At 39.6% G+C, this 8,308-nt stretch carries 9 protein-coding genes; 4 read left to right on the top strand and 5 right to left on the bottom strand.

Translation table 11 applies throughout. The features are described 5' to 3' along the window. Positions 1-229: 229 nt before the first annotated feature. The 5 genes from ABLA85_RS18755 to ABLA85_RS18775 all read right to left on the bottom strand — a co-directional run bounded on the left by ABLA85_RS18755 (position 230) and on the right by ABLA85_RS18775 (position 3,195). Complete coding sequence (locus tag ABLA85_RS18755) at positions 230-1,000, bottom strand: LysR substrate-binding domain-containing protein (RefSeq protein WP_367965818.1); 771 nt, start codon at positions 998-1,000, stop codon at positions 230-232. Between the two features lie 478 nt (positions 1,001-1,478). Continuing rightward, complete coding sequence (locus ABLA85_RS18760; protein ID WP_187649339.1) at positions 1,479-1,766, bottom strand: hypothetical protein; 288 nt, start codon at positions 1,764-1,766, stop codon at positions 1,479-1,481. Between the two features lie 114 nt (positions 1,767-1,880). Beyond that, a complete protein-coding gene (locus ABLA85_RS18765) occupies positions 1,881-2,177 on the bottom strand; it encodes an LCI family antimicrobial peptide (RefSeq protein ID WP_367965819.1) in 297 nt (98 codons plus the stop codon). Between the two features lie 81 nt (positions 2,178-2,258). Continuing rightward, positions 2,259-2,537: an LCI fold-containing protein gene (locus ABLA85_RS18770; protein WP_367965820.1), complete on the bottom strand. Its 279-nt coding sequence runs from the start codon at positions 2,535-2,537 to the stop codon at positions 2,259-2,261. 355 nt (positions 2,538-2,892) lie between these two features. Then, entirely contained in the window at positions 2,893-3,195 is a 303-nt protein-coding gene (locus ABLA85_RS18775) for a hypothetical protein (RefSeq protein ID WP_367965821.1), read from the bottom strand. Between the two features lie 350 nt (positions 3,196-3,545). Here ABLA85_RS18775 and ABLA85_RS18780 point away from each other — a divergent pair, with 350 nt between their 5' ends. From ABLA85_RS18780 to ABLA85_RS18795, 4 genes are read left to right on the top strand one after another with little or no spacing between them, the layout of a single operon-like run. Beyond that, on the top strand, positions 3,546-4,283 hold the full coding sequence (locus tag ABLA85_RS18780; RefSeq protein WP_367965822.1) for an ABC transporter ATP-binding protein: 738 nt from the start codon (positions 3,546-3,548) through the stop codon (positions 4,281-4,283). After that, positions 4,276-5,484: an ABC transporter permease gene (locus ABLA85_RS18785; protein WP_367965823.1), complete on the top strand. Its 1,209-nt coding sequence runs from the start codon at positions 4,276-4,278 to the stop codon at positions 5,482-5,484. Before ABLA85_RS18780 ends, ABLA85_RS18785 begins: the two co-directional genes overlap by 8 nt. Then, a complete protein-coding gene (locus ABLA85_RS18790; RefSeq protein ID WP_367965824.1) occupies positions 5,477-6,940 on the top strand; it encodes a TolC family protein in 1,464 nt (487 codons plus the stop codon). Before ABLA85_RS18785 ends, ABLA85_RS18790 begins: the two co-directional genes overlap by 8 nt. Further along, complete coding sequence (locus ABLA85_RS18795; protein WP_367965825.1) at positions 6,933-8,183, top strand: HlyD family secretion protein; 1,251 nt, start codon at positions 6,933-6,935, stop codon at positions 8,181-8,183. Before ABLA85_RS18790 ends, ABLA85_RS18795 begins: the two co-directional genes overlap by 8 nt. Positions 8,184-8,308: the final 125 nt, after the last annotated feature.

Here is an 8,308-nt window from a genome sequence, read left to right on the forward strand (position 1 = left end):
ACGGTTTAATTGAGCGCTTACGATTGATACGTTTAGAACTCTTTTTCCTGAACTGACTTATTCAAAAAATCGGGCGATAGTTTTAGATCCAAAAGATAATTTGCCCAAAAATGAGTTAAGTTTATGCATTGAAATGTCACTCACTTATAAATTGAGGAAAAAAAGATAAAGGTTCCATTTTTATTTGTGGTGATAATAATCAGCTACACTTTGTCGACAATAGCTAATATCACAACCGATTAAGGCTTGAACTATAGCTTTTAATAAAATCGATAAAGCAGCGCAAACGCGGAGAAAGTGTTTGGTTACGGTAATAGACTGCATTAATCGGTTGTTTTTGCTCGAAAGTGATGTGAGGTAATATTTGTTTAAACTCTCCTGTTTCTCTCATCTCATGAGTCATGAAATCAGACAAACACACTATGCCCACACCTTTTCGAGCCAGGTTACACAAGATTTCACCGCTGCTTGCGGCAATCGTCGGCGTAATTTTAAAACCCTTTTTATCACCGTCGTACAGTGGCCACTCATTGAGATTTTCTGGTGCAGTAAATCCGAGTAAACAGTGTTGTTGTAATTCTTCAACCGTTTCAGGCTCTCCATAGCGCTGTAAATAGAGAGGACTTGCCAGAATACGTAACTGACTATGACCTAACAGTGTGGCATGCAGGGAAGAATCCGTTAGCGACCCAATACGAAAGGCAATGTCTGTATGCTTTTCCAGCAAGTTGGTCACACCTTCATAATTGGTCAGCTCCAGTGTTATTTGTGGATAGATTTCCGCTTCACGCGCTTTTTGTAAAAATGCGGCACCTTCTTCGCTGAGTTTGATCCGTCGAGTAGTACGGTATAACAAAGTACTATCCATTTTCTCTTCAAGGCGTAACAAAGCCCGGCTGGTAGTGGAAATAGTAAGATCCAATCGTTCGGCAGCAGCAGTTATTGAACCGCTGTCTACCACAGCAATAAACACCTGCATTTCTTCCAGTGTAATTTTCATTTTTGCAATTTATTCAATTATTTTTCTCAGGTTACTGATTTTTTTGCAAATATCAAATTTAGCGCCCTCTGTTAGCGAACAACTGAATTAGGGAAGATTAAATAAGGGCAGTAATATCATTTACATGCCCGCCTGATTTAGGCGGGTAGTTAATAACTATAATTACGGCGCTACATGATATCGGCAGGCTATTCCAATTCGATTTAACGCATTCATCATAATAGCTAACCACTTAATTGCAGCGACCTGTCTATCACTCCATAATTCTGCTGCTTTTTGATAAAAATTGATATTAAACCAGAAAAATTAAAGCGATTTTATATTGATGAAATCAAAGTGCGTTTGCATCGGTTAGAATAAGGGGCCATTTCAACCTGATAACCATATGTCGAGGATGATTAGCAAAAGGATATAGGATAAATTGACATAAAGTAACATTCCGCTAAAAAGCCTCTAATAAGAGGCTATCCAGAGGATTTTATATTTTCTTACCTTCATAGTAAGCAACATATCCTTTACCACAACGAGGGGCTACCGGCTTAACACTTTGTAAATAATACCTAACATTTCCATCAGTAAATACATTATCAAAAGCGTAATTAGGACGAACTTCATATAAAACAAATATTGTACCATTTAGGCCAGTGTGGGTTCTTCCAGAACTATAACAATCGTTATAGTTAAAATCTGTATTTGCTGATGCAGTTCCCACAGTTAATAATATACCTGCGGCTAATGATCCACCTGTTAATAGTTTCTTAAACATAAAAAATTTCCTTTAATAATTTATGATTTAAATTTATTACTTTTAATATCATATTTGATAATATATACCAAATGTAAATCATTACTAGGTAGTTTTACAATCTCAAAATTCCTATTATTTTACACCTTCATATTTACCAACATAAACATTCATTCCACAGACGTATAATTTTTTGAAACCTTTTAAATGCCATTTAATTCCATTCTCGTTACGTACATCAAGAAAAACAATGCCATCTTTAACAAGATATTTAGTGTATATGCCATTGTTATATTCTATAGGAGAAGAATAGCAATTGTTCCAGGGGATATCTACGTTTGCTGATGCAGTTCCAATTCCTCCAGTTAAGGCAATACCTGTTGCTAATATTCCACCGACTAATAATGGAAAATCGGGAATATCATCGTTCATTATAATATCCAAAACCCCGTCGTTTTAAACGGGGTTTATCTGCATCACAAATTTATTATGATAATAATTTTCTCTGGTGAATTAGTATTTTCTTCCTTGATAATAAGCTTGATAGGCTTTCTTTCCAGTATTATATCTGCACTCTCCATTTCCAATTTTTCCTTTAAAATACCATGTGATACCATACCTTTCAAAGGTATTTGCGAAGTTATTTGTAGGGTTAACAACATACATTTCATAAAGATTACCGGTAAGATGTTTTGGTACGTTTTCAACCTGACAATTATTTAGTGCCATTGCGTTACTACTCAACAAAACACCCGCAGCCAATGCCACAACTGTCAATAATTTCTTGAACATAAACTTTCTCCTGTAATAGTTTTAAAATTTGCAACTTAAATACATTAATTATCAAAATTGTATTTGATAATGTGCATTTAAATATAAGTCATTAGTAGATGACATTACAATTTTAAAATTTAGAAATCATCTCTATATTTTATTTTTTATGATAAATCATAATGGTGCTATTTTTACATAAATAAAATTATTTATAGTCATAAAGTAATGCACTGTAATTGATGCATTTAATATAGAAAGCTTTATTATTCATAAAAAACCTCGTTAAAAATAACGAGGTTCTTCAAGGAATTGGTAGATTTAATTATGTAATTTTAAATATTCTTTTAAATTCCACCTACACTGAGAGTGGTGCTCACCAGGGATTTTCTTTATTTGCATAGAGAACGACATATTTTCCATCACCACAATCTTTTTTATTAGATATTATATACCATGTATATCCATTTTCATTAAAATCACCAGCTATAATGTCGCCTTTGGAATAAACAACAGTTCTAAACGCTCTAACCTCTGTCCCCCCCATATCATAATATTGAGCTTCATAACAACCATAATATGCGTTAGATATATCTGTAGATGCAGATGCAGATGCAGTCCCGATTCCACCGATCAATGCTGCAGCTAATGTTCCAACTGTTAATAATTTCTTGAACATAAACATTCTCCTGTCATAACTTTATAATTTTCAAGTCAAATATATTTATTATCATAAATCATACTAAATATAAATCATCAGCAGGAGATATTACAATTTTAAATTTTATAAACTTTATATGTTTTTATATTCTGGATTAGGAATCTAATCTTTATTATCATGTTTTATGATTAATAATTATTCCACTATTATTCACGCAAAGAAAATAATTTATTTATAATTGCAATGCAATGTACCATAACAACATTGATTTTAGTTGACTTGACTATTAATTCCTTAACGATATCAGAAGCCAGATATCTTAATAAAGATGAATGTAGACATTAAAGCAGGGAGATATTATAAAAATAATGGAAAAGATAAATTCGCTTCATTCCACAATACCGATATCACCTGTTATCAATATGCAAGGGCTAACCCGTGTTTATCAACATGGAGGGGAGGGCGAAGTATCGATTCTGAAAAATATCACCACCCAAATTTTTGCCGGTCAGAGTTGCGCTATTGTTGGCGCATCAGGTTCAGGCAAAAGCACGTTACTGAATATTCTCGGTCTGCTGGATAAGCCTACTTCGGGGGAATATTTTCTTTGTGGCGTTGATATGTCAACAGCCGATGCTGATCTTCGTGCCAGAATGCGTAATAAAGAAATTGGTTTTGTTTTTCAAAGTTTTCATTTGTTGGCCGGAATGACATCGACAGAAAATGTCGCTCTGCCGCTTCTTTACCGTGGTATTTCTGCCTCGCAGGCCCATAAAATTGCCAGAGAAAAACTGCATTTGGTAGGGCTTTCACACCGTACCATGCATTATCCGGCAGATTTATCCGGCGGGCAACGTCAGCGAGTAGCGCTCGCCAGGGCATTGGTCGGAGAACCTTCATTACTGCTGGCTGATGAACCGACTGGTAATTTGGATCAACAAACGGCAGAAGAAATTTTATTACTGCTTTCTTCTCTTCACACAGAAAACGCGATGACGCTGGTTGTAATAACCCATGATGCTATGGTTGCAAACCATATGCAGCGTGAATTACGCATGATTGATGGTCAGTTGCATGAAACCAAAAGGATGACAACGCATGCATGATAATCGTCAGTCCGGCAACTATGGCATGTCGGTATTAATGATGTGGAAAGAAGCCTGGCATAACTTAATGGCAACAGGGAAAAGTTCTCTGCTTGCTTTATCCGGGATTGCTATTGGTTGTGCGTCTATTGTGGCATTTGTGAATACCGGACATAACGCCACACTGGCTGCGTTAAAGATGTTCAGTGGGCTGGATATCAACGTCATTACAACAAATTTTTACTCATATAATCATGGGGTTGATAGTAACTCACTTAACATGGCCGAGCTGACAACGGCTATTCCTGGTTTATCTTCAACAGCACCGTGGATCTATTCTCCTTCTTCCGGTCGATATAACGGGAAAACAGAAACATTTACCGTGATAGGTTCTTCTGCGGCACTGGAAGAAGTTATGCAATTGCGACTTCGTTATGGCCGCTTCATCTCTGATTATGATCAGCACTCCCCTTATTTGGTCATTGGCAATGAAGTCGCGGTTACCCTTGGTGAAGGGGACCCATCCCGCATAATTGGCAAGCAGATTCAGCTTGGCAATTATTTATACACTGTCATTGGCATTTTCGAGGTAAAAGGGCAAAACCCCATCTTTCCTTTTTCTCTCGATTCGGTTGTGGTTGCTCCTATCAATGCCATGCGAAAAATCTCATCCAATATTGATCTGAACGGCATCATCGCCCGTACCATAACAAACGCAACCACAGAAACCGATGCAAAGGATTTATTGGCGTTACTCAAACGAAAGTTTCCAGAGGTTAACATTGATGTTCGGGTTGCTCAGCAATTACTGAAAGGGCAGACAGAACAAAGTAAAACCTTTTCTTTTATGTTGATCGGGTTAGCCGGCATTTCGCTGCTCACTGGCGGCATTGCAATTTCAAATGTGATGCTGATGAACGTTTCGGCCCGGCGAAAAGAGATTGGGTTGCGAATGGCTTTAGGGGCAAGAACTCAAGATATCCGGCGTCTTTTTTTGTATGAAGCTGCGGCACTGACTTTTGCCGGCGCAATTCTTGGTGCGTTAGTCGGAGTCATCGTCGCCATTATTTTTGTTCTTTATTCTGGTTGGTCATTTTCTCTGGCTCCTTTATCTATTCCATTAGGAATAGGGAGTTCAATCGTAGCGGGGCTTATCTCCGGCTTTTATCCCGCGCATAAAGCCTCTCAAATGGAACCGGTACAGGCATTACGTGATGATTAAAAAATATTTCCTTTATAGCTCGCTGACTTTGTTTTTCTGTTTTCCTCAAACAGAAACCTTTGCATCTGAACAGGGACGATGGGTTTTATCAGAACCTGATTACAGTCTTAGCCGGGAAACTTCTGGAGAAGTGATCGGCCTGTCGTTGAGTGATGCGATATCGCTTGGTTTAAGGAATAACTACGCAATCCGCAGTATTTATCTGGATCGCATCGCCCAAAAATTTGATTTACGGGTGGCAGAGGATAGATTCACACCAAAATTACAGCTAAGTGGACGCTACATTGCAGGTAAAAGTCAGGATTCAAGTTTCAGAAAAACTAACCTTTCTCCGAATGCCACATTGCTCACTCCTTTGGGAACGCGTTTTACACTTTCCTGGACGCGTGAGAACAATAACTCAAGGATAAACAAACTTCACAATGATGGCGCAAGTATTTCTGTGATACAGCCTCTTTTACGGGGAGCAGGAAGCGATATTAATAATGCCCCGATATTACTGGCAAAACTCCGGGAACAAACCAACCGATTGAATCTAAAAGCAACTATTTCCTATTCCATCACGCAAATTATTCTGGCATACCATGCGTTACTTCGTGCTCAGGAGCAACAGGCATTATCCATCGCTTCCCTTAAACGTATGCAGAGATTAGTGGAAACGAACAAAGAGTTGATTGATGCCGGCAGAATGGCCCAGACAGATATCATACAGGCGCAGGCTGATTTGGCCATGCAGGAACTATCGGCAAAAGAGGCTGAAAACAGTGTGCATACTGCCAAGCTGGCATTACTTAAGTTACTTGCCCTGAGCCTTAAAACCCCCATCCAGGCGACCGATACGCTGGAAGGTACTCACGTCAGCTTGAATGTTGAACAATCCATTAAAAAAGCGCAGGCTCAGCAGCCGGATTATCTGATCCAGTTACTTTCCGTCAAAACGGCAGATATTCAATTATTGCAGGCCAGAGATAACCAGCTCTGGGATTTATCATTGGTTGGAGGAACATCCCAGTATCGTTCATCCTCTTCTGAGGCCCGCAACTGGGAAAATTATGTGGGTATACAACTGGATATTCCAATCGGTGATATGACCCGGAAACAAGAGGAAGTTCAGGCCAGAGTGGAAGTCCAGAAGCAGGCGTTACATCTGGAAGAAGCCAAAATAAATCTGGAACAAAAAGTCATCAATGCCATCCGGGATACAGAATCACGCTGGCAGGAATATCAACTAGCAATAAAAGCCAGTTCACTTTCTCAAAAGAAACTCGAAATTGAACAGGAAAAATTACAGGCAGGGCGATCCAGTAACTTTCAGGTTCTGAGTTTTGAAACCGACTTGAGAAATGCCGAAAATGCACGCCTGAATACACTTATCCACTATCTCAATGCTCAGGCCGAACTGGATCAAATTCTTGGCACGACACTGGAAAGCTGGGAGATCGTTCTCAATGACTAAACGTTATCAATGGGCCATCGTTGGCGTACTTGTCATAGTAATTTGTTTTTTTGCCTTATTGTTCTCAGGGTATTTGTCCTCAAAAGAATCGTCAGAGCAGGGATCAGTACAGTGGATTGAAGTAAAACACAACCTGATAGAAAAGCAATTAGGTCTGGTCGGCAAGCTGCAATCCGGGCGTCTCGAAACTATCCCTGCGCCATTTGATGCCATTATCAAACAAGTTTTGGTCAAAGAAGGGCAACAAGTGAAAGCTGGCCAGACATTAGTGACACTTGACACCCGCAAGCTGGATATTGAACTTCGGCAGGCGCAGGTTGAAATGATCAAAGCCTCATCTGCCGTTGAACAATTGCATGATTGGGAAAACAGTCAGGAAGTCATCCGCGCCAGAAGAAATGTCGAAAATGCGAATCATATGGTGATGGAATTAAAAAATAATCTGGCAAAAACACAGGCGCTTTTTTCACGAGGTATCGTTCCACGAATGGAAGTAGAAAACCTTGAGCAGCAACTTCGTCGGCAACTCACGGAGCTCGCTTCTGTAAAGGATGATCTTGTATCAACCCGACAAAAAGGAAGCGCCAGCAATGTACGTGTTGCAGAAATGGAGCTGCAAAATGCAACCAGCCGCTATCAGGCGCTACAGGAACAATACACCCATAAAGAAATCAAAGCGCCATTTTCCGGTGTCATGCTCAGAGCAACACAGGGAGAAAAGGGGAAGCTGTTAACGATTCAGACCGGCGTTCGGGTTACCGATGGGATGCCTTTACTGGAAGTAATGGACACAACACAGTATCAGGTACTGGCAAAAGTTGAAGAAACTGATCTCGCCAAACTCAGAGAAGGGCAGGCAGTAAAAATTAGCGGGGAGGGGTTTTCCGATCACCCTTTGGATGGTGAAATTGAAACCATTGCCATGCAAAGTGTGAATAACAACAACCCCGGATCGGCGATTTATTATGACGTTGTGATTAAAGTGACTTCACCCCTGAAACAGGGTTATCCCATCAGACCCGGTATGAGTGCCAAAGTGAATATTATTACTTATCGCAATGAACGGGGCACAGTTGTGCCAGAAAAGGCATTAACTCATGATAGCAATGGACAATTAACCGTAACCTGGCGTCCGAATTTAAAAAGCCCGGCGGTATCTCGTCAGGTAACTATCGGGGAAGCTATGCCGGAAGGTATGGAAGTTCATGGGCTGGAAGAGGGATTTATCGCGTTACCTCGTTGAAAATATTGATTTCAGATGTGGGTGAATAAACAGCTCCCGAAAGAGCTGGAATATAAAGCCACCAAGAGATAGCTTGAAAATTGAAGGGATATATTTTTATTCGCTTATCTGTATTAGCTCAAACT

The organism is Xenorhabdus sp. SGI246 (genome assembly GCF_040838225.1).
Classification (GTDB): domain Bacteria; phylum Pseudomonadota; class Gammaproteobacteria; order Enterobacterales; family Enterobacteriaceae; genus Xenorhabdus; species Xenorhabdus indica.

Coding starts and splice junctions, on each gene's coding strand:
- ABLA85_RS18760 (WP_187649339.1), bottom strand. CDS start 1,766: ATGTTTAAGAAACTATTAACAGGTGGATCATTAGCCGCAGGTATATTA.
- ABLA85_RS18775 (WP_367965821.1), bottom strand. CDS start 3,195: ATGTTCAAGAAATTATTAACAGTTGGAACATTAGCTGCAGCATTGATC.
- ABLA85_RS18785 (WP_367965823.1), top strand. CDS start 4,276: ATGCATGATAATCGTCAGTCCGGCAACTATGGCATGTCGGTATTAATG.
- ABLA85_RS18795 (WP_367965825.1), top strand. CDS start 6,933: ATGACTAAACGTTATCAATGGGCCATCGTTGGCGTACTTGTCATAGTA.
- ABLA85_RS18765 (WP_367965819.1), bottom strand. CDS start 2,177: ATGAACGATGATATTCCCGATTTTCCATTATTAGTCGGTGGAATATTA.
- ABLA85_RS18780 (WP_367965822.1), top strand. CDS start 3,546: ATGGAAAAGATAAATTCGCTTCATTCCACAATACCGATATCACCTGTT.
- ABLA85_RS18755 (WP_367965818.1), bottom strand. CDS start 1,000: ATGAAAATTACACTGGAAGAAATGCAGGTGTTTATTGCTGTGGTAGAC.
- ABLA85_RS18770 (WP_367965820.1), bottom strand. CDS start 2,537: ATGTTCAAGAAATTATTGACAGTTGTGGCATTGGCTGCGGGTGTTTTG.
- ABLA85_RS18790 (WP_367965824.1), top strand. CDS start 5,477: ATGATTAAAAAATATTTCCTTTATAGCTCGCTGACTTTGTTTTTCTGT.